Raw genomic sequence first — 20,646 nt, forward strand, 5'->3', positions numbered from 1 at the left:
CGTTATGCCGGATGCAACGTCCCTCAGTGCTGGATTTATGGTCGTCCACGGCAATCGCCTGGATGAACTGCGCAGCCTGGTCGTCAGTTGGATGCGTCGTTATCCATTGGCTCCCCTGGAAAACGAAATCGCTCTGGTGCAAAGCAACGGCATCGCCCAATGGCTCAAGCTGGCCCTTGCTGAAGACCCGGAAGAGGACGATCTGGGAGGGTGCGGCATAGCCGCGGCAATCGACGTGCAACTGCCCGGCAGCTTTATGTGGCAGCTCTATCGCATGGTCCTGGGCCGCGATGAAATCCCGGCCAAATCCTTGCTGGATAAAGCCCCACTGACGTGGCGCCTGATGCGCCTGTTGCCCGAGCTGATCGACCAGCCGCACTTCGAGCCCCTGCAACGCTTCCTCACCCATGACACTGACCTGCGTAAACGCTACCAACTGGCGGAGCGCCTGGCCGACCTGTTCGATCAATATCAGGTGTACCGTGCCGACTGGCTGGAAGACTGGGCCGCTGGCCGCCACCAGTTGCGCAATGGCCGAGGCGAAGCCAAGCCCTTGAGCCCGGCCAACTGCTGGCAGGCCGAGTTATGGCGCGCGTTGCTGCTGGACGTGGGTGAGGAAGGCATGGCGCAAAGCCGTGCCGGGGTTCACCAGCGTTTTATCGAACGCATTAATAACCTGGACACCGCCCCCCAAGGCCTGCCGTCCCGCGTCATCGTGTTTGGCATTTCTTCCTTGCCCGCCCAGGCCCTTGAAGCCCTGGCCGGCCTGGCCCGTTTCAGCCAGGTGTTGCTCTGCGTGCACAACCCTTGCCGTCACCATTGGTCCGACATCGTCGCCGACAAAGACCTCCTGCGAAACGAATACAAACGCCAGGCGCGCAAGACCGGGATGCCTGTCACCATCGACCCGCAAACTTTGCACCAGCACGCCCACCCCTTGCTGGCCGCCTGGGGCAAGCAAGGTCGCGACTACATCAACCTGCTGGACAGCTACGACGATCCCAACAGCTACCGGTCGGCCTTCCGTGACGGGCGCATCGACCTGTTCAGCGACAGCGAGCCGACCACCATTCTCAACCAGCTACAGGACGATATCCTCGAACTGCGCCCGCTCCCGGAAACCCGCGAGCGCTGGCCGGCCGTCGATCTGCAGCACGACACCTCGATCCGCTTCCACATCGCCCACAGCGCCCAGCGCGAAGTGGAAATCCTTCACGACCAACTGCTCCAACGCTTCAGCGCGGACCCGACGTTGCGCCCCCGCGACGTTATCGTCATGGTCCCGGACGTTGACAGCTATGCACCGCATATCCGTGCGGTGTTCGGCCAGTTGGACAAGAAAGACCCACGTTTCATCCCCTTCACCCTGACGGACCAGGGCCAACGGGGCCGCGACCCGCTGTTGATCGCCGTCGAACACCTGCTGAAACTCCCGGACAGCCGTTTCCCGGTCAGCGAAATCCTCGACTTGCTGGACGTTCCCGCCTTGCGCGAACGCTTCGCCATCCAGGAGCGCGACCTGCCCACGCTGCACCGTTGGATAGAAGGCGCAGGCATCCGTTGGGGGCTCGATGCTGAACAGCGCGCAGGCCTGGGCCTGCCCAGTGCGCTGGAGCAGAACAGCTGGAGATTCGGCCTGCGCCGCATGCTGCTGGGCTACGCCGTCGGCAGTGGCGCAGCCTGCGCCGGCATTGAGCCCTATGACGAAATCGGCGGCCTCGACGCGGCGCTGATCGGGCCCTTGGTCGCCCTGCTTGACGCATTGCACGATGCCCACCAAGCCCTGTCACAGCCCGCGACCCCGCAAGCCTGGGGCACACGCCTGCAAGACTTGATGCAGCGCTTCTTCCTGCCCAGCAATGAACACGATGACTATCTGCTGGGTCAGTTGGAGCAACTGCGGGAAGACTGGCTGGAGACCTGCGAGTCCGTCGGCCTGTACGACGAATTACCGCTGACTGTCGTGCGTGAGGCCTGGCTCGCCGGTCTCGATCAGGGCCGCTTGTCCCAGCGCTTTCTCGCCGGTGCCGTGAACTTCTGCACCCTGATGCCGATGCGGGCCATCCCCTTCAAGCTGGTGTGCCTGCTGGGCATGAACGACGGCGACTATCCCCGCGCGCAACCGCCGCTGGATTTCGACCTGATGGGCAGCGACTACCGCCCCGGCGACCGCTCCCGGCGTGAAGACGACCGATACCTGCTGCTCGAAGCCCTGCTCTCGGCGCGCGACCAGCTCTACATCAGTTGGGTCGGCCGCAGCATCCGCGATAACAGCGAGCGCCCGGCGTCCGTGCTGATCGGCCAACTGCGCGATCACCTCGCCAGCGGCTGGCAGCATGCCCAGGAGCAACCGTTGCTGGAGGCGATGACCCAGGAGCACCCATTGCAACCCTTCAGTGCGCGTTACTTCCACGAGGGCGATCCACTGTTCAGCTACGCCCGCGAATGGCAACTGTTACACGAAGTTCAAGACCAGCCCCTCGAAACGACCGGTCTGGCACCCCACATCCAGGAAGAACCCCTGAGCCTGGGTCAGTTGCAGGACTTTTTGCGTAACCCTGTCAGGCATTTCTTCAGCCAGCGCCTCAAAGTATTTTTCGAAGCCGCTGAAGTGCCCCTGGCCGATGAAGAACCCTTCGTCCTCGACGCCTTGCAGCGCTACACCTTGAGCGACAGCCTGCTCGCCGCCGCGCTGACCGACCCGGATCATCTCGAACAAGCCCTGCAGGCCCAAGCGCAACGTCTTCAAGGCAGTGGCCTGCTGCCCATGGTCGGTTTCGGCGAATGCCTGCGCAACGAGCTGATCGAACCCTTGCCTGACTTGCTGCAACGCTACCAGCAACTCCTGGCACTCTGGCCCACGCCACACAATACGGCGGAGCCCGTCAGCTTCGCGCACCAGGGTATTCAACTCGACGGCTGGGTCAGCGGCTTGCACCGGCGCAGCGATGGCGGCTTGCTCAGCGTGACCACCATCCCCAACAGCATCGGCTCGATCAAGACCCGCAAGTGGCATCGCCTGATCCGCCCATGGGTCAACCACCTGGTGGCCTGCGCCTGTGGCCTGCCCTTGAGCACCGGCCTGGTGGCGAGTGATGACACGCTCCTACTGGCGCCACTGGAGCAAAACCTTGCCCAGGATGTGCTTGGCAACCTGCTCCTGGCCTGGCGGGCCGGCATGAGCGAACCACTACCGATCGCGGTGAAGACCGCCTTCGCCTGGCTCGGCCAGACTGACCCGGACAAAGCCCAGACCGCCGCCCTTAAAGCCTACGAAGGCGACGGCATCACCAGCGATGGCGAGCGCCGCGAAAGCCCGGCCCTCACCCGGCAATTCCCCGACTACGCGGCCCTGGTCGCCAGTGAAGATTTCGAAGGCTGGTGCGAAACCCTGTACCGCCCACTCATCACCGCCCCCTGGCGATCACTGACCAGCGAGGAGGCCCGCTCATGAGCACCAAACCCCTGGCCCTGGCCTTCCCCCTGCGTGGCAGCCAACTGATCGAAGCCAGCGCCGGTACCGGCAAGACCTTCACCATCTCCGCGTTATACCTGCGCCTGGTTCTGGGCCACGGTGGCGATGAGGCGGGTTTTGGCCGCGAATTGCTGCCGCCGCAAATCCTCGTGGTGACCTTCACCGATGCCGCCACCAAAGAGCTGCGTGAACGCATCCGCACCCGCCTGGCACAAGCGGCGCGTTTCTTTCGTGACGAAATCGAACAGCCCGATGCCCTGATCGCCGAGCTGCGTGATCAGTACAGCGCCGAGCAGTGGCAGGGTTGCGCCAACCGCCTCGACATCGCCGCGCAATGGATGGACGAGGCCGCCGTCTCGACCATCCACAGTTGGTGCCAGCGCATGCTGCGCGAGCACGCTTTCGACAGTGGCAGCCTGTTTACCCAGACCCTGGAAACCGACCACAGCGACTTGCTTGGCGAAGTGTTGCGCGACTACTGGCGGCTGTTCTGCTACCCGATGCACGGCGATGCCCTGAACTGGGTCCGCAGCAACTGGGGTGGCCCTGCGGCGCTGATGCCCCGAGTGCGCGCGTTGTTCGGTAGCGAGCGCCCCGGTGATGAACCCCGTGAGCCCGCCGAGTTGATCGAGGCCTGCTTGCACGAGCGCCGCGAGGCCCTGGTGGCGCTCAAGGCCCCCTGGCAGCAATGGGCCGCCGAGTTGCGCGAGATCTGCCTGCAAGCTGTCGCCGCCAAGGCTGTGGATGGTCGCAAGATGCAGGCCCGTTATTTCGAGCCCTGGTTCGAGAAAATCAGCGCCTGGGCCGCTGACGAAACCCTGGAACAACTGGACATCGGCACCGGCTTCACCCGCCTGACCCCCGAGGGTATGGCCGAAGCCTGGAAGGGCGACGCCCCCCATCACCCCGGCCTGGATGCCATGGCGGGCCTCAAAGCCAGCCTCGACGCCTTGCCCACGCCCGATGCTGCAGTGTTGCAACACGCGGCGGCCTGGGTCGGCAAACGCTTTGAAGAAGAGAAACGCCGGCGTGCCGAGATGGGTTTTGACGACATGCTCATCCGCCTCGACGCCGCCCTGCAAACCGAGGGTGGCGAACGTCTGGCAAGCGTAATCCGCGAGCAGTTCCCGGTGGCCCTGATCGACGAATTCCAGGACACCGACCCGGTGCAGTACCGGATCTTCGAAAGCATCTACCGCATCGAAGACAACAGCCCGCGCAGCGGCCTGTTCCTGATCGGCGACCCCAAGCAGGCGATTTATGCGTTTCGCGGCGCCGATATCTACACCTACCTGCGCGCCCGCCAGGCCACCGCCGGGCGCTTGCATACCCTGGGCACCAACTTTCGCTCCAGTCATGCGATGGTCGAGGCGGTCAACCACGTGTTCGAGTGTGCGGAGTCCGGGCGTGGGGCGTTTCTGTTTCGTACGCCCGACGGCGACAACCCGGTGCCTTTCCAGCCAGTGTCGTCCCAGGGTCGCAAGGAGCAGTTGCAGGTCGATGGCCACACACTGCCAGCCCTGAATATCTGGCACCTGCCCACCGACCAGCCGATCTCCAATGTGCGGTATCGCCAGCAATTGGCAGGCGCGTGCGCCAGCCAGATTGTCGCGTTGCTCAATGGCGGTCAGCAGGGCACGGCAGGGTTTATCAAGGGGGCAGACTTCACTCCCGTGCAACCGTCGAACATCGCCATCCTTGTGCGTGACGGCAAGGAAGCCCAGGCCGTACGCGGTGAGCTGGCCGCGCGGGGTGTGCGCAGCGTGTACCTGTCCGATAAGGACTCGGTATTCGCCTCCCAGGAAGCCCATGACCTGCTCGCCTGGCTCAAAGCCTGTGCCGAACCGGATGTCGAGCGCCCGCTGCGCGCGGCCCTGGCCTGCGTCACCCTCAACCTGTCGCTGCCCGAGCTGGAACAACTGAACCAGGACGAACTGGTCTGGGAGCAGCGAGTCATGCAGTTCCGCGATTACCGCGTGATCTGGCGCACCCAGGGCGTGCTGCCGATGCTGCGGCGTCTGCTGCATGACTTCAAGTTGCCGCAAACCCTGATTGCCCGCAGCGATGGCGAACGGGTGCTGACCAACCTGCTGCACCTGTGCGAGTTGCTGCAACAGGCCGCCGCAGAGCTGGACGGCGAACAAGCGCTGATCCGCCATCTTGCGGAGCACCTAGCGCTCTCGGGCCAGGCCGGCGAAGAGCAGATCCTGCGCCTGGAAAGCGATGAGCAACTGGTCAAAGTGGTGACTATCCACAAGTCCAAGGGCCTGGAATACGACCTGGTCTTCCTGCCGTTTATCTGCTCGGCCAAGCCGGTCGACGGCAGCCGCCTGCCGCTGCATTACCACGATGCCAACGGCAAGTCCCAGGTCAGCCTGAAACCCACCGTCGAACTGATCGCCCAGGCTGATGACGAGCGCCTGGCCGAAGACCTGCGTCTGTTCTATGTGGCGCTGACTCGGGCCAAGCATGCCTGTTGGCTGGGCGTGGCCGACCTCAAACGCGGCAATAACAACAGTTCGGTGTTGCACCTGTCAGCCCTGGGCTATCTGCTGGGCGGCGGCGCGGCCCTGGGTGAGTCCGCAGCCCTGGCCCGCTGGCTGATGGATTTGCAGGACGGCTGCGCGGCGATTGCCTACGGGCAAATGCCGGAAGCTGACACCAGTACCTACCAACCACCGCGCAATGACGCGACCTTGCTTGCGCCGCTGCTGCCCAAGCGCAAGGCCGCGGAAAACTGGTGGATCGCGTCCTACAGCGCCCTGCGCATCGGCGAAAGCATGAGCGCCGCCAGCCTGGAAGCCCCGGAAAGCCCCCAGGCACAGAAGCTGTTCGACGACGAACGCCTGGACCCGGATGCACCGCGCGAAGTCGCCGCGTCTGGCGGGGATATTCACCGTTTCCCACGGGGCCCCAACCCCGGGACCTTTCTCCACGGCCTGCTGGAGTGGGCCGGTAACGAAGGCTTCAACGTAACGGCCGAAGCCATCGAAGATGCCGTCGCCCGGCGCTGCAACCGACGTGGTTGGGAAGGCTGGATCGGCACCCTCAGCGGCTGGCTCGGGCACCTGTTGCAAGTGCCGTTGGGCCTGGGCCATGGGCAGGCCTCCGTGACCCTGAGCGACCTGCAGCAGTATCAGATTGAAATGGAGTTCTGGTTCGCCAGCCACAAAGTCGATGTGCTCGCCCTCGACCAACTGGTCTGCCAATACACCCATGACGGCGTGTCGCGGGTCGCCGCCGAGCCGGTGTTGCTCAATGGCATGTTCAAGGGCTTTATCGACCTGACCTTCGAACATGACGGCCGCTACTACGTGGCTGACTACAAATCCAACTGGCTCGGCGCCGACGACGCGGCCTACACCCGTGAGGCCATGGAACAGTCGATTCTCGACCATCGCTACGACCTGCAATATGTCCTCTACCTGCTGGCCCTGCATCGCCAACTCAAGGCGCGCCTGCCGGATTACGATTACGACCGGCATGTGGGCGGCGCGCTCTATCTGTTCCTGCGCGGTAGCCAAGCCGTGAGCCAGGGCGCGTATTTCACCCGGCCGCCACGGGAGCTGATCGAACGCCTGGACCTGCTGTTCCAGGGCAAGCCGCAACCGCCCAAGGTCGAACCGGCCTGGGAACAAGGAGTCCTGCTATGAGCCTCTCGACAATGCCGCTGGAGGCACTGGCACCGCTGGATCGCGCTGACGACCTAATGCACCTGCTGGAGCGCTGGGTCGAGCGCGGCTGGCTGCGGGCGCTGGACAAGGCGTTCGTCGGCTTTCTCCACGAACTGGATCCACAGGCCGATCCCCTGATGCTGCTGGCCGCTGCCCTGACCAGTCACCAACTGGGCCACGGCCATGTGTGCCTGGACCTGTTCGAAACCCTGAAGGCCCCGGATTTCGCTCTGTCGCTGCCCCCAGAAGGGGATCTTTCAAGTGGCGTGATGCTGCTGCCCTCGCAATTGCTCGAGGGCCTGGACGGCGCCCATTGGTGCCATGCCCTGGCCGCAAGCCCGCTGGTGGCGCTGGCCGTCGATGGCAGTGCGGCGGCGCAAAGCCGGCCATTGGTATTGTCGGGCAAGCGCCTGTATCTGCGGCGTTACTGGACCTATGAGCGACGCATCGACAGCGCCTTGCGTCAGCGTCTTGCCGTGCAGGAAGCGGTCTCGGCCGACCTGCCCCAGCGCTTGAATGGCCTGTTCGACCAACCGCCCCCGGACGGCGTGGTCGATTGGCAGAAACTCGCCTGTGCCCTGGCCACGCGCGGTGCGTTCAGCATCGTCACCGGCGGCCCCGGCACCGGCAAGACCACCACGGTGGTGCGCCTGTTGGCCTTGCTGCAGGCACCCGCAGTGGAGCAGGGCACGGCCTTGCGCATCCGCCTGGCGGCGCCTACCGGCAAGGCGGCGGCACGCTTGACCGAATCCATCAGCCAGCAAGTACGCTCGCTGCAAGTGCCCGACGCTGTGCGCGAAAAAATCCCCACCGAGGTCACCACCGTGCACCGCCTGTTGGGTAGCCGCCCCGGCACCCGGCATTTCCGCCATCACGCGGGCAACCTGTTGCCGCTGGATGTGCTGGTGGTGGATGAAGCCTCGATGATCGACCTGGAAATGATGGCCAACCTGCTGGATGCCTTGCCGCCCCATGCGCGCCTGGTACTGTTGGGGGACAAGGACCAATTGGCCTCGGTGGAAGCCGGCGCGGTGCTCGGCGATTTGTGCCGCGATGCCGAAGCGGGTTGGTACAGCCCCGACACCCGCCAATGGCTGGAAAACGTCAGTGGCGAGACCCTGGCGGGCAGCGGCCTGCTGGAGGATCTCGAGGCCAGTCATCCGCTGGCGCAACAAGTGGTCATGCTGCGTTATTCCCGGCGTTTCGGCGAAGGCAGCGGCATCGGCCAACTGGCGCGCTGGGTCAACCAGCAAAACCCCGAGCAGGCTCGCCAACTGCTGGACGCCGGCAGCCACGACCTGTTTTGCCTGCACCTCAAGGGCGAGCATGACCGCGCCCTGGAGCGCCTGGTGCTGGACGGGCAGGGCAGCGATGCCCAGGGCTATCGCTACTACCTGAACCTGTTGCGCACCACGCGCCCGGCAGCCGAGACACCCCGCGACGACTCGCGCTGGACCGACTGGGCGCGCCAGTTGTTGCAAGCCTTCGATGCCTTCCAGTTGCTGTGCGCGGTGCGCAAGGGCCCTTGGGGCGTGGAAGGCCTCAACCAGCGCATCACCGCGGCGCTGCTCAAGGCCCGGCTGATCGACAGCGACCAGCAATGGTACGAAGGCCGCCCGGTGCTGATGACCCGCAACGACTATGGCCTGGGCTTGATGAACGGTGACATTGGTATCGCCTTGAAGCTGCCCGAAAGCGACGGTGGGCCGCAGGTGCTGCGCGTGGCCTTCCCGCGCAACGATGGCCAGGGCGGAGTGCGCTTTGTGCTGCCCAGCCGCCTCAATGATGTGGAAACCGTCTACGCCATGACCGTGCACAAGTCCCAGGGCTCGGAGTTTGCCCACACGGCCTTGATCTTGCCGGATGCACTGAACCCGGTACTGACCAAGGAGCTGATCTACACCGGCATCACCCGCGCCAAGGATCGCTTCAGCTTGATCGAGACCCGTGGCGGGGTTTTCGAAGAGGCGGTGCGGCGCAAGGTAAAACGGTTGAGCGGGCTGATGTTGGAGTTGGGTGCGTGAGAATGTGGGAAAAACCTGACCGATATGTCGGGTTTTTCGTGATGAATGGCAGAATCTACCTAGAGCCCGTCTCGATGGGGTTTCCGCCAATATGCTATCGTTGCGGCATTATCCCGAGAAGATCATAGAGAATCGCTGCATGAACGTGGCTGTCTCGCCCGCAGAGCGTAGTTGGAGCTGGAGACGATTGCTGCTATCGGCCGTTTTGTGTCTCGTCACGCCTCTGGCTTTTGCCCAGGCGCCCACAGCCAGTGCAGCCGACCAGCGGGCCCAGGCCGTCACCCAGGTGGTACTGGGGATTCTCAGCTACGCCCGTTGGCCGGTGGAGCCCGCACAACTGCGGTTGTGCATCGTTGGCCCGACCCAATACACCGACGACCTGGTCAAGGGTACCACCCAGGCCACCGGCCGGCCGGTGGTGGTCCAGCGCTTGCTGGCGGACAACCCCAATATCGTCAATGCGTGCGACGCGCTGTACATCGGCAAGCTCACTCCTGACGAGCGTGGCCGCCTGTTCACCGCGTTGACTGGCCATCCGGTGCTGAGCATCAGCGAAGGCGGCGATCAATGCACTGTGGGTAGCCTGTTTTGCCTGCGGGTCACTGATGAGCAAGTCTCGTTCGAGGTCAACCTCGACTCCGTCGCCCGCAGCGGTGTGCGCATCCATCCCAGCGTCCTGCAGTTATCCCGTCGTCGGGCGCCGGAGCCATGAAGCTGCGTAACGCCAAAACCCGCCCTACATTACGTTCGGTCCTTGGTCGCGGGCACCTGAGTGTGGCGCTGGTGGCCGTAGCCATGGCCAGCGTCTCCCTGACCCTGCTGGGGGTGCTGGCCCTACGGGTATATGCCGACCACAACCTGCACCTGATCGCCCGCTCGATCAACTACACCGTAGGAGCCGCAGTGGTGTTCAAGGACCGCGTGGCGGCCACCGAAGCCCTGGCGCTGATTGCCTCCACTGAAGAAGTCGCTGAAGCCCGGGTGCTGGACCTCAACGGCAACACCCTGGCCCATTGGGTGCGTCCGGAAACGGGGGTGCTGTCCAGGATCGAGCTGGAGTTGGCCCACACGCTGCTGGAAGAGCCCATCAGCCAGCCGATCCTGCATCAAGGCCAGAAAATTGGCACCGTCGAGTTGAGTGGCCACGGCGGTAGCCTGTTGCGCTTTTTGCTCAGTGGCCTGGCGGGGATCATCATCTGTACCGCTATCAGTGGCTGGGTCGCGATTTACCTGGCACGGCGCATGTTGCGCGGCATTATCGGCCCCCTGCACAGCCTGGCCGACGTCGCCCACGCTGCGCGCAGCGAGCGGGCCTTCGACCGCCGTGTGCCGCCGGCGCAGATCGCCGAGCTCGACAGCCTGGGCAACGACTTCAATGCCCTGCTTGACGAGCTGGAAGCCTGGCAAACCCACCTGCAAAGCGAAAACGAAACCCTTGCCCACCAGGCCAGCCATGACAGCCTGACCGGGCTGCCCAACCGCGCCTTCTTTGAGGGCCGCCTGATTCGCGCCTTGCGCAGCGCGGCCAAGCTCAACGAGCGAGTGGCGGTGCTGTTCCTCGACAGTGACCGCTTCAAAGACATCAACGACAATTTCGGGCATGCCGCCGGTGACGCCGTCCTGGTTGCGGTCGCCGCGCGCGTGCGGGCGCAACTGCGCGAGAGCGACCTGGTGGCCCGCCTGGGCGGTGACGAGTTCGCCATCCTGCTCTCGCCCCTGCACAAGCTCGAAGATGCCCAGCGCATCGCCGACAAAATCATCGCCAGCATGGACCAGCCCATCCCGCTGCCGGGCAACACCGAAGTGTTGACCTCACTCAGTATCGGTATCGCGGTATATCCCGATCATGGTGCCACTCCCGGCGCCTTGCTCAATGCCGCCGATGTGGCGATGTACCAGGCCAAACGCCTTTCCCAGGGCGGCCAGCACACGGCGGAGTCGGAGCACCCCGCTGCCAATGTTCAACACAGGAGTTGATCCCTTGTTTGCTAACACACGCGTTCTGTTTATCACCTTGTTTATTGCGCTACTGGCCCTGAGTGGCTGCCAGACTCCCCCCCCCAAAGGCCTGACCCCGGTGCAAGTGGCGGTGCTCAAACAACAAGGCTTCGAACTGACCGACGAAGGTTGGGCGTTTGGCCTGTCGGGCAAAGTGCTGTTTGGCAGCGACGTCGAAAAACTCAACACGCCCAGCACCGAGATCGTCGAACGCATCGGCAAGGCCCTCACCGGCGTGGGCATCGAACGCGTGCGCGTAGACGGCCACACCGATGCCTCGGGCAAGGAAGCCTACAACCAGCAACTGTCCCTGCGCCGGGCGAAAAGCGTGGGCAAGGTCTTGGTGGACGTGGGTATGAAGGAAGAAAACGTGCAACTGCGCGGCCTGGGCAGCAGCGAGCCGGTGGCCTCCAACAGCACTTCTGCGGGCCGTACCGAGAATCGCCGGGTGTCGATTGTAGTGATCGCCGACTGAGCCGACAGGCCGGTCTGAATTTCAAACACGCTCAACTTTGGGAGCGGGCAAGCCCGCTCCCACACTTATCAGTGCCGACCCAACGTTCTGCGCCCGCAGCAGCCATTCAGTCGGCAAACACCATCTCCCGCGTCTCCCCCATCAACAACCCCTGGTTCTGCTCCGTCACCTCCCGGATGTAATCCCACAACAGGGTAATCCGCTTGAGCTTGCGCAGGTCTTCGCGGCAATACATCCAGAACTGCCGCGTAATATTGATCTCCTCTCCCAACACCGGCAGCAACCGCGAGTCCTGCGCGGCCAGGAAGCACGGCAAGATCGCCAGCGAGCGCCCCTGCTGCGCCGCCACGTACTGCGCAATCACGCTGGTGCTGCGCAGGCTGGCGCTGGCGCCCGGGACGACATTGGCCAGGTACAGCAGCTCTGAGCTGAACGCCAGGTCATCCACGTAGCTGATAAACGGATGGTCGGCCAAATCGGCCGGGCGGCGGATGGGCGGGTGCTGGTCGAGGTATTCCTGGGTCGCGTACAGCTGCAACTTGTAGTCGCACAGTTTGCAGCACACGTAGGGCCCGTGTTCCGGGCGTTCCAGGGCGATGACGATGTCGGCTTCGCGCTTGGACAGGCTGATGAAGTGGGGCAGGGGCAGGATGTCGACCGAGATCGCCGGGTAGGTATCGACGAAGTGGCTCAGTTGCGGGGTGACGAAAAAACTACCGAACCCTTCGGTACAGCCCATGCGCACATGCCCCGACAGCGCCACGCCGGAGCCCGATACTTGTTCGCAGGCCATGTGCAGGGTGCTTTCGATGGACTCGGCGTAACCCAGTAAACGCTGGCCTTCATTGGTCAGCACAAACCCGCTGGTCCGGGATTTCTCGAACAGCAGGGTGCCCAGCGAGCCTTCCAGCGAGCTGATGCGCCGCGACACGGTGGTGTAGTCCACCGCCAGGCGCTTGGCAGCGACGCTGGCCTTGCGGGTACGCGCCACTTCGAGGAAAAACTTCAGGTCATCCCAGTTCAGCGAGCCTAAAGACGTGATGTTTTTTTGCATGTTGGACCGGCTTTTATGTGGGTTCTTATTGGAAGTTTGCACATCTATACTCCAAAAATCGTCCGAACGCCTCATCCTCAAGGCGCTTCACGCCTTGGCTCTCTGCATAACTACAAGATCTGGAGACCACAATGAACGCATCGCTTACGTCTGCCGATACCACCGTCAAACAGGCCAAACTGTTGATCAACGGTGAATGGGTCGAGTCCAAGACCACCGAATGGCAAGACATCGTCAACCCGGCGACCCAACAAGTCCTGGCCCGTGTGCCCTTTGCCACGGCCGATGAAGTCAACGCGGCCATCGACGCTGCCCATCGCGCCTTCCAGACCTGGAAGCTGACGCCGATCGGCGCGCGCATGCGCATCATGCTCAAGCTGCAGGCGCTGATTCGTGAACACTCCAAACGCATTGCCGTAGTCCTCAGTGCCGAGCAGGGCAAGACCATTGCCGATGCCGAGGGTGATATTTTCCGTGGCCTGGAAGTGGTCGAGCACGCGTGCTCCATCGGCACCCTGCAAATGGGCGAGTTCGCCGAGAACGTCGCCGGTGGCGTCGACACCTACACCCTGCGCCAACCCATCGGCGTCTGCGCCGGCATCACCCCGTTCAACTTCCCGGCGATGATCCCGCTGTGGATGTTCCCGATGGCCATCGCCTGCGGCAACACCTTCGTGCTCAAGCCTTCGGAACAGGATCCGCTGTCGACCCTGATGCTGGTGGAACTGGCGCTGGAAGCCGGGGTGCCGGCCGGTGTGTTGAACGTGGTCCACGGTGGCAAGGATGTGGTGGATGCTCTGTGCACCCACAAAGATATCAAGGCCGTGTCCTTTGTCGGCTCGACCGCCGTCGGCACCCACGTCTACGACCTGGCGGGCAAGCACGGCAAGCGCGTGCAGTCGATGATGGGCGCGAAGAACCATGCGGTGGTGCTGCCCGATGCCAACCGTGAACAGACGCTTAACGCACTGGTTGGCGCTGGTTTCGGCGCGGCCGGCCAGCGCTGCATGGCCACCTCGGTGGTGGTGCTGGTGGGCGCGGCCAAGCAGTGGCTGCCGGACCTCAAGGCCCTGGCGCTGAAGCTTAAAGTCAACGCCGGCAGCGAAGCCGGGACCGACGTGGGCCCAGTGATTTCCAAGCGCGCCAAGGCGCGTATCCTCGACCTGATCGAAAGCGGTGTGAAAGAAGGCGCCAAGCTGGAACTGGACGGCCGCGACATCCAGGTGCCGGGCTTCGAGCAAGGCAACTTCGTCGGCCCGACCCTGTTCTCGGGCGTGACCACCGATATGCAGATCTACACCCAGGAAATCTTCGGCCCGGTGCTGGTGGTGCTGGAAGTCGATACCCTCGACGAAGCCATCGCCCTGGTCAACGCCAACCCGTTCGGCAACGGCACCGGCCTGTTCACCCAGAGCGGTGCGGCGGCGCGCAAGTTCCAGAGCGAAATCGACGTCGGCCAGGTCGGCATCAACATCCCGATCCCAGTGCCAGTGCCGATCTTCAGCTTCACCGGTTCCCGTGGTTCGAAACTCGGCGACCTGGGCCCGTACGGCAAGCAAGTGGTGCAGTTCTACACCCAGACCAAAACCGTCACCAGCCGCTGGTTCGACGACGACAGCGTCAATGATGGTGTCAACACCACCATCAACCTGCGTTGATCAAGGAGACGACCATGAAAATTGCATTTATCGGCCTGGGCAACATGGGCGCACCCATGGCCCGCAACCTGATCAAGGCTGGCCACGCGCTGAACCTGTTTGACCTGAACCAGACCGTGCTCAAGGAACTGGCCGAATTGGGCGGCACCATCAGTGCCTCACCGCGCGCAGCAGCCGAAGGCGCCGAACTGGTGTTGACCATGCTGCCCGCTGCCGCCCATGTGCGCAGCGTCTGGCTGAATGAAGACGGTGTGCTCGCCGGTATCGGCAAAGGCGTGCCGGCCGTGGATTGCAGCACCATTGACCCTCAGACCGCCCGCGATGTGGCGGCTGCGGCAGCCAAGCACGGCGTGGCGATGGCCGATGCGCCGGTCTCCGGCGGCACGGGCGGGGCGCAGGCCGGGACGCTGACCTTTATGGTCGGCGCCACCCCGGAACTGTTCGCTACCCTGCAACCGGTGCTGGCGCAGATGGGCCGCAACATCGTGCATTGCGGTGAAGTCGGCACCGGGCAAATCGCCAAGATCTGCAACAACCTGCTGCTGGGCATCACCATGGTCGGCGTCAGCGAGGCCATGGCCCTGGGCGATGCATTGGGTATCGACACAAAAGTGCTGGCCGGGATCATCAACAGTTCAACCGGGCGTTGCTGGAGTTCCGACACGTACAACCCATGGCCGGGCATTATCGAGACGGCACCGTCGTCTCGTGGTTATACCGGTGGTTTTGGTGCGGAACTGATGCTCAAGGATCTTGGGCTGGCCACTGAGGCAGCGCGTCAGGCGCACCAGCCGGTAATTCTCGGTGCGGTGGCCCAGCAGTTGTATCAGGCGATGAGCCAGCGTGGGGAAGGCAGCAAGGACTTCTCGGCAATCATTAACAGCTACCGCAAACCCCAATAGGTTTTTTCCGAGAACTTGCGTCGGGCGGGTTCTCGGTTTTTTGGCGCTGTACACAGTTCCGATCCCTTCCATCTCCGTTGTTTCTCAACGAGATATTCAACTCCCTCCGTTGGTCAGCGTTAGCCGAAGCACTTCTTGTGCGTAGCGGTCGTCTGTGGCTGAGCCAGCCTGGTCAGCTCATCAAATACTGGCCAACTTCCCATCCTGAAAGAACTAAATGTGGCAAGCCTTGTCGCTTGCCATTTATTTCGTATTTACAGCGGTATATGGGGTTTATATCACTAATCTACTATTTAGTTGGAAGGGTTTTTAGTGGGTTATTAAAGTTGCGAAATAAAGTATTACAATTTCTTTTTATTTTAGTAAAGTTTGTGATTCTGTTCATCGAATATTCATGGGGTTAGCCCTGTAGTCACATGTGATTATCATCCTTTGATAACGGGTGTATGGGTTATTTAACGTAGGTATGCGATGGGTTAACAGAACAAACACTTATGTTTAGTAAGTGTTTGCATCGTGCTTGTTTTCTCCTTTGATGTTGAGTTTCCTCCCCGCTAGTATCGATCAGGCAAGTGTTGGCACTGTTGTTGTGCCTCGAAAGTCACAACCGAATAGCTGTAATTTTTCTAAGTTGTGCGGGTGTATCTGAGATGGTTGATGAATGGATGCGTACATCAAATAGTTTCGGGCTTGCAACCGAACAGGTTGCCGAGGCCAGGGAGCTCGAGAGAGCACAAAAACTGGCCCGCCGTCTCTGCTCGTTACTGCACCTCTGGGCCAGCGGTCGCCCTTTGCCAATGGCTCCACGACAGTCCGGCATCTCTCTGCATGACCTCATGACAATGGCGCAATGCACGACAAAAGTGCTAGCGCAACGCCCTTCAAGAACCCTGTTCACATCACGCCTTGAGACTCCCGCGCTTTGCAATCAAAGGGGAATGCGCCTGCAACTCCGTGAAGAGACCGGTGTGGGCTGAAACTACTGGCACCTGGTTGGTTTTCAATAACGCAAAAATAAAGTTGAGCGCTCGGCGGTTATTACCGTCGTGGAGTATTCGCTCGCGCTGAAATCTGTGTGTCCATTTATCGAAGAGAGAACAGGTGTGAGATGAAAAATATAACAATTGTCGATAAAGCAACGGGAGCGGCAACGGAGCATACGCTTGGCAATGTCAGCCTGAAGGGCACAAGCATTGTCAAACTACCCGTTGGGCCTGAAAGCGTTCAGTCCTTTCAGCAGTCCGGTCAGAACTTGGTGGTGACGCTAAAGTCTGGAGAAACCATCACCATTCAGAATTTTTTTGTAGTTGGCGCTGACGGTGCGGCTAACCAGCTGGTAATGACTAACGCTGACGGAACGTTGCTGTTGGGCAACTATTCATCGCCGTATTCGGGCTTTACATTCAGCGAGATCTCTACGCTCGACGACCTGGCCGCGGCAGGCATAGTGGCAGATAGCGCGGTACCGGACTGGGTACTCTGGGGGCTTAGCCTCCTTGCCGTGGGTGGTGCAGTGGCCGCAATCAGCAGCAGTGGCGGTGGTGGCGGTGGCGGCGGTACCGGTGGGGGAGTTACGGCGGCACCGGGTGCAGCAACTGGTTTATCCGTCAGTGCCGATGGCAAGAGCGTCATCGGCAAAGGGCAACCGGGCACTACGGTGACCGTCAAGGATGCTGCTGGCAATGTGATCGGCTCCGGTCCTGTGGGCGCTGACGGTAATTTCCAGGTCACGCTGGATACACCACAAACCAATGGAGAGACCCTGGAGGTCACCCTCAAGGACGCTCAGGGCAATCAGTCACCGCCCGCCACTGTCGTAGCCGGCGACACCACAGCGCCCGCTGCGCCAACAGACTTGGCCGTCAGCGCGGATGGCACCACCGTCAGTGGCAAGGGCGAGCCGGGTTCAACCGTTACGGTCAAGGATGCCGCTGGCAACGTGATCGGGACGGGCACGGTCGGTACTGACGGTAACTTCCAGGTCACGCTGGACACGCCACAAACCAATGGCGAGACCCTGCAGGTCAGCCTCAAAGACACTGCAGGCAATGAGTCGCCGACTGGCACTGTCAGCGCGGGCGACACCACAGCGCCCGATGCGCCAACAGACTTGGCCGTCAGCACGGATGGCACCACCGTCAGTGGCAAGGGCGAGCCGGGTTCAACCGCCACGGTCAAGGATGCCGCTGGCAACGTGATCGGGACGGGCACAGTCGGTACTGACGGTAACTTCCAGGTCACGCTGGACATCCCTCAGGTCAACGGCGAAACGCTGGGAGTGACACTGAAGGATGCGGCGGGGAACGAGTCCGGCCCAAGCTCGGTAGTTGCACACGACATTGATGAAACTGATGCGGACGCTGATGCCGACGCCGATGCCGATGCCGATGCCGACGCCGATGCTGACGCTGACGCTGACGCTGATGCTGATGCTGATGCTGATGCCGATGCCGATGCCGATGCCGATGCTGACGCCGACGCTGACGCTGATGCTGACGCTGACGCTGATGCTGATGCTGATGCTGATGCTGATGCTGATGCCGACGCGGATGCCGATGCCGACGCGGATGCCGATGCCGATGCTGACGCTGACGCTGATGCCGACGCGGATGCCGATGCCGACGCGGATGCCGATGCCGATGCCGATGCCGATGCTGACGCCGACGCCGACGCCGACGCCGACGCCGATGCTGATGCTGACGCTGACGCTGACGCTGATGCTGATGCTGATGCTGATGCTGATGCTGATGCTGATGCTGATGCTGATGCCGACGCGGATGCCGATGCCGACGCTGATGCCGATGCCGATGCTGACGCTGACGCTGATGCCGATGCCGATGCTGACGCCGACGCCGACGCCGACGCCGACGCCGATGCCGATGCCGATGCTGACGCTGATGCCGACGCGGATGCCGATGCCGACGCGGATGCCGATGCCGACGCGGATGCCGATGCTGACGCCGACGCCGACGCCGACGCCGACGCTGATGCTGACGCTGACGCTGACGCTGATGCTGATGCCGACGCGGATGCCGATGCCGACGCGGATGCGGATTCGGACGCCGATGCCGATGCCGATGCTGATGCCGATGCTGACGCTGACGCTGACGCCGACGCGGACGCTGACGCGGACGCTGACGCCGATGCCGATGCCGATGCCGATGCTGACGCCGACGCCGACGCCGACGCTGACGCTGATGCTGATGCTGATGCGGACGCCGACGCCGACGCGGATGCCGATGCGGACGCCGATGCCGATGCGGACGCCGACGCTGACGCCGATGCCGACGCTGACGCGGATGCTGACGCCGACCTGGAAGCAACCGACGACGTCGGTACTGCTGAACTCATCGTTACGCCGGTGACTACGCAGACAGCACTGGACGATATGCGAGTATTCACGTTGCTGGGAGTCGGTGGTATCCAGGTCGGGGAGCCTTCGCTGACTCAAGAGTTCTCTGTGGATGCTGGTAGTTCCGGGACGCTGAACCTGTCCTTCAGTCAAGGGGACCTGTTGTCTGTCTTGGGTGGTGGCTTTACTGGAGTGCTTGAAGTCAGCGATGGTGCTGGCGGCTGGGTCGGTATCGACCAGGCTAGCGGTGGTACGGGCCTGCTCGATCTGCTGGGGCTGTTCGGTTCGGGTACGACCGCGCAAATCGACGGTCTGGCCGCAGGTGAATATCGCTTCACGCTCAGCCTTGACCCGAACCTGGTAGCGGTTGGGGCTTCTGCAACGGCTAGCCTGAGTGTCGATAACGCAAGCCTGACCGACTTCATTGTCGAACCCGGCGCTGATGTTGAAGGTAACGTCATCACCGACCCAGGTTTCAATGGGCAACCGGACTCCACGGGGGCTCTGGGTGATGCGACAGTACAGGTTGAAGTCGGCGGCGTGTTTGTCGATGCAGACGCGACGGTCGGTACGGTCCTGCAAGGGCAGTACGGTGAGCTGACGATCTTTGCCAATGGTGATTACAGCTACACGCCAAATGGCGATGTGGCGAGCATTGGTCAGGTCGATAGCTTCGCCTATCAACTGGTGACGGCGGCTGGCGGTGTGGCTTCGGCCAACCTGTACATCCGCATAGACAGCAACGATACGACGATTGTCTGGAGTCCTACCGATCCAGCGGCACCGGGTGTCGTGGATGTTGTTGCCACGGATGATATCGGTGCTGCACAGGTCGATATCGACAACCTGGTCGAAACGCAAAGCCTGACGGAGCTGAGCTACTCGCCGCCAGTAATCGGGAGCACTACAGATACCAGCGAGAGCTTTGTGGTCGCTGTCGATACGACGGCAGAGCTGGAAATCAGCCGCAGCTTCGTAGGTATCGGTGTGCTGCCTACGACGACCATCAACCTGCAGAAACTGATCGACGGTGTCTGGACAACGCAGCAGACCACGACTACGGCCGCTCATACCTTCACGGGGCTGGATGCGGGTGAGTACCGAGTGACGTCGACGACTGGTGCGCTTGTATCGGCCGGAACTGTGACGGTTGACCTGACGTTGTCCACTACCCACCTGACCGAGTTCGTCACGGGGGCTGCAGTCGCCGCAACGGGTAATGTCCTTGAACTCAGTGATCTATCGCCAGCAGACAGCCTCGGCTCGACGCTGACCGTCCTGAGTGTGCTGGTCAACGGGCTCTACGTCATACCTGGTCAAGCTGGAGCGCAAGTCCAGGGGCTCTACGGCACGCTGACGTTGCAAGCGGATGGTTCCTATAGCTACACGCCAACCCCGGGTCTGGCGCTTGCGGACATCGGCCAGGTGGATACATTCACCTACAAGCTCACCACACCCGCCGGCCAGGAGGACACGGCCAATCTGTACATCCGCATCGACTCGCCAGATCGCGATCTGGTCTGGGACGACGCCAACCCTGGTTCACCTGCCACTGAGGGCGCCGGTTTCGCCGCCGCCAGCATCATGGTGGATGAGGCCGCGTCAGGCGATGACAGTGCGGGCACTGAAGGCAGCGCAGACAGTGGCAGCGACGACCCTGTGGTAGTCGACGGCACTGACTTCACCCACGTCGATGGTGGCGCGGGGGCAGAGGGGTGGTTGTGGGAGGGGGGTGATGCTGCCATCAACCTGAGCGACCTGATCGGCACTGCCAGCGGTGTGCAGAGCATTGACCTGAACGACGTCAGCGCGGTTGAACTGACGTTGAGCCTGGAGGACTTGGTATCCATCACAGGCCCCGAGTCGGATCGCTTGATGATCCAGGGCGATGATCAGGACAGCGTTCATCTGACAGGCGACTGGTCTGCTGGTGCGACTCAGGTAGAGAACGGTCTGGAGTACGTGATCTACACGAGCCAGGAAGATGAGACCCATCAGCTCTGGATACAAAGCGGCATCAGCGTGGTGTAACCA

The 20,646-nt window shown here is 62.3% G+C and carries 10 protein-coding genes and 1 pseudogene; 10 read left to right on the plus strand and 1 reads right to left on the minus strand.

The window, feature by feature from the left end; genetic code table 11:
• The first annotated feature begins 4 nt into the window (after positions 1-4).
• The 6 genes from recC (at position 5) to PSH73_RS03185 (ending at position 11,646) form a co-directional block, all read left to right on the plus strand.
• Complete coding sequence (gene recC, locus PSH73_RS03160; protein WP_216312193.1) at positions 5-3,454, plus strand: exodeoxyribonuclease V subunit gamma; 3,450 nt, start codon at positions 5-7, stop codon at positions 3,452-3,454.
• On the plus strand, positions 3,451-7,128 hold the full coding sequence (recB, locus tag PSH73_RS03165) for an exodeoxyribonuclease V subunit beta (protein ID WP_305461909.1): 3,678 nt from the start codon (positions 3,451-3,453) through the stop codon (positions 7,126-7,128). Before recC ends, recB begins: the two co-directional genes overlap by 4 nt.
• Positions 7,125-9,173: an exodeoxyribonuclease V subunit alpha gene (gene recD / locus PSH73_RS03170; RefSeq protein WP_198792429.1), complete on the plus strand. Its 2,049-nt coding sequence runs from the start codon at positions 7,125-7,127 to the stop codon at positions 9,171-9,173. The genes recB and recD overlap by 4 nt, the downstream gene beginning before the upstream one ends.
• A 139-nt stretch (positions 9,174-9,312) precedes the next feature.
• Complete coding sequence (locus PSH73_RS03175; RefSeq protein ID WP_057960632.1) at positions 9,313-9,885, plus strand: YfiR family protein; 573 nt, start codon at positions 9,313-9,315, stop codon at positions 9,883-9,885.
• The gene (locus PSH73_RS03180) at positions 9,882-11,150 is read left to right on the plus strand and encodes a diguanylate cyclase domain-containing protein (protein ID WP_057960631.1); all 1,269 of its coding nucleotides are present in this window, start codon (positions 9,882-9,884) and stop codon (positions 11,148-11,150) included. The genes PSH73_RS03175 and PSH73_RS03180 overlap by 4 nt, the downstream gene beginning before the upstream one ends.
• Positions 11,131-11,646, plus strand: a complete 516-nt coding sequence (locus tag PSH73_RS03185; protein ID WP_057960630.1) for an OmpA family protein — start codon at positions 11,131-11,133, stop codon at positions 11,644-11,646. The genes PSH73_RS03180 and PSH73_RS03185 overlap by 20 nt, the downstream gene beginning before the upstream one ends.
• 106 nt (positions 11,647-11,752) lie before the next feature.
• On the opposite strand, the gene PSH73_RS03190 is transcribed toward PSH73_RS03185, so the two are convergent.
• Positions 11,753-12,700, minus strand: coding sequence for a LysR family transcriptional regulator (locus PSH73_RS03190; protein ID WP_057439324.1), 948 nt, complete (start codon positions 12,698-12,700; stop codon positions 11,753-11,755).
• 131 nt (positions 12,701-12,831) lie between these two features.
• Here PSH73_RS03190 and PSH73_RS03195 point away from each other — a divergent pair, with 131 nt between their 5' ends.
• The 4 genes and pseudogenes from PSH73_RS03195 (at position 12,832) to PSH73_RS03205 (ending at position 20,643) form a co-directional block, all read left to right on the plus strand.
• Entirely contained in the window at positions 12,832-14,358 is a 1,527-nt protein-coding gene (locus tag PSH73_RS03195; RefSeq protein ID WP_057439323.1) for a CoA-acylating methylmalonate-semialdehyde dehydrogenase, read from the plus strand.
• Positions 14,359-14,372: 14 nt separating this feature from the next.
• The gene (gene mmsB, locus PSH73_RS03200; protein ID WP_120731496.1) at positions 14,373-15,260 is read left to right on the plus strand and encodes a 3-hydroxyisobutyrate dehydrogenase; all 888 of its coding nucleotides are present in this window, start codon (positions 14,373-14,375) and stop codon (positions 15,258-15,260) included.
• Between the two features lie 1,108 nt (positions 15,261-16,368).
• A pseudogene (locus PSH73_RS26920) lies at positions 16,369-16,506 on the plus strand (hypothetical protein); the annotation flags it as partial.
• Between the two features lie 93 nt (positions 16,507-16,599).
• Entirely contained in the window at positions 16,600-20,643 is a 4,044-nt protein-coding gene (locus tag PSH73_RS03205) for a BapA/Bap/LapF family large adhesin (protein WP_305461912.1), read from the plus strand.
• Positions 20,644-20,646 lie beyond the last annotated feature (3 nt).

The sequence above is a fragment of the Pseudomonas sp. FP2294 genome, from assembly GCF_030687625.1.
Taxonomy (GTDB): domain Bacteria; phylum Pseudomonadota; class Gammaproteobacteria; order Pseudomonadales; family Pseudomonadaceae; genus Aquipseudomonas; species Aquipseudomonas shahriarae.

What these genes read in the sequence shown, in the direction of transcription:
- PSH73_RS03185 (WP_057960630.1), top strand. Translation starts at nt 11,131, where the DNA reads ATGTTCAACACAGGAGTTGATCCCTTGTTTGCTAACACACGCGTTCTG.
- PSH73_RS03195 (WP_057439323.1), top strand. Translation starts at nt 12,832, where the DNA reads ATGAACGCATCGCTTACGTCTGCCGATACCACCGTCAAACAGGCCAAA.
- recD (WP_198792429.1), top strand. Translation starts at nt 7,125, where the DNA reads ATGAGCCTCTCGACAATGCCGCTGGAGGCACTGGCACCGCTGGATCGC.
- PSH73_RS03205 (WP_305461912.1), top strand. Translation starts at nt 16,600, where the DNA reads ATGACTAACGCTGACGGAACGTTGCTGTTGGGCAACTATTCATCGCCG.
- recC (WP_216312193.1), top strand. Translation starts at nt 5, where the DNA reads ATGCCGGATGCAACGTCCCTCAGTGCTGGATTTATGGTCGTCCACGGC.
- PSH73_RS03175 (WP_057960632.1), top strand. Translation starts at nt 9,313, where the DNA reads ATGAACGTGGCTGTCTCGCCCGCAGAGCGTAGTTGGAGCTGGAGACGA.
- mmsB (WP_120731496.1), top strand. Translation starts at nt 14,373, where the DNA reads ATGAAAATTGCATTTATCGGCCTGGGCAACATGGGCGCACCCATGGCC.
- PSH73_RS03180 (WP_057960631.1), top strand. Translation starts at nt 9,882, where the DNA reads ATGAAGCTGCGTAACGCCAAAACCCGCCCTACATTACGTTCGGTCCTT.
- recB (WP_305461909.1), top strand. Translation starts at nt 3,451, where the DNA reads ATGAGCACCAAACCCCTGGCCCTGGCCTTCCCCCTGCGTGGCAGCCAA.
- PSH73_RS03190 (WP_057439324.1), bottom strand. Translation starts at nt 12,700, where the DNA reads ATGCAAAAAAACATCACGTCTTTAGGCTCGCTGAACTGGGATGACCTG.